Below are 786 nucleotides of genomic sequence, written 5' to 3' on the forward strand. Positions count from 1 at the left end.
CGCAATCGACCCCACCCGGCCGATCTCCACCCCGTTATACGTCACCTTCGAACCCGGATCCATCACCAAACCGGCCCGCGACGCAATCATCGTCAACTCGGTCTTGGGGGTGAAACCGCCCCGGAACTGGATGTAGACCAGGGTGAAGATCACGCCGAGCACCACCACCACGAGCAGGGTGATGAACTTGTACGGCGGCTCGCGGGAGTCGTTGATCTGAACGGGTGAACCTTCCACGGCGCTACACCGTGAGCCCGAAAGTCATCGTGGACAGCCGGCGACACGGGTGGTTATCCAGGTCACCCACCGTCGCCAACCCTGCCCCTCGCCTCGGTGCCGTCGCCACCCGGCGCTGGCCTGTACACGCATGTAATAAGACCAGTGAAATGTACCGCGCCGCAGTGGCACAAACAAAGCAACGGCGGGACCGGCGGGCGGACCACGTCACCTTTCAGGTACGCGCGGTGGCGTGTGCCGGCTGACCGCTGCTGTCGGCACGCTAATGACGTTGTGTAGCAGGACTTTCGCGGTTTACGGATTGATGGTGTTGTCGCCGACCTGGCGGCCCCAGACGTATTCGTTCGCATACGGCGACCCGGTATCCAGGTGGTTGTAGGGCGCAAGGCTGTTGCCGGTGTCCATCACCAACTCCGGCGCGGGCCACAGATCGTGGGTGATCGGCTGCCAGCAGCCCGGCGCACCACCGGGGCCGCCGCGCGCGTTCACCCGCGGCAGGTTCTCCGGCCAGATGTACGGGTTGGGTGCGCCGCCGACGACTCCGGCGAT

At 64.9% G+C, this 786-nt stretch carries 1 protein-coding gene and 1 pseudogene; both read right to left on the reverse strand.

The genetic code is table 11. The features are described 5' to 3' along the window. Nucleotides 1–183, reverse strand: a 183-nt coding sequence (locus A5622_RS20965) for an MlaD family protein (RefSeq protein ID WP_369829249.1), incomplete at its 3' end; no start/stop codon positions are given. Nucleotides 184–531: 348 nt separating this feature from the next. Beyond that, a pseudogene (locus A5622_RS20970) lies at nucleotides 532–786 on the reverse strand (MCE family protein); the annotation flags it as partial.

The sequence above is a fragment of the Mycobacterium sp. 1245801.1 genome, assembly GCF_001673055.1.
Taxonomy (GTDB): domain Bacteria; phylum Actinomycetota; class Actinomycetes; order Mycobacteriales; family Mycobacteriaceae; genus Mycobacterium; species Mycobacterium europaeum_A.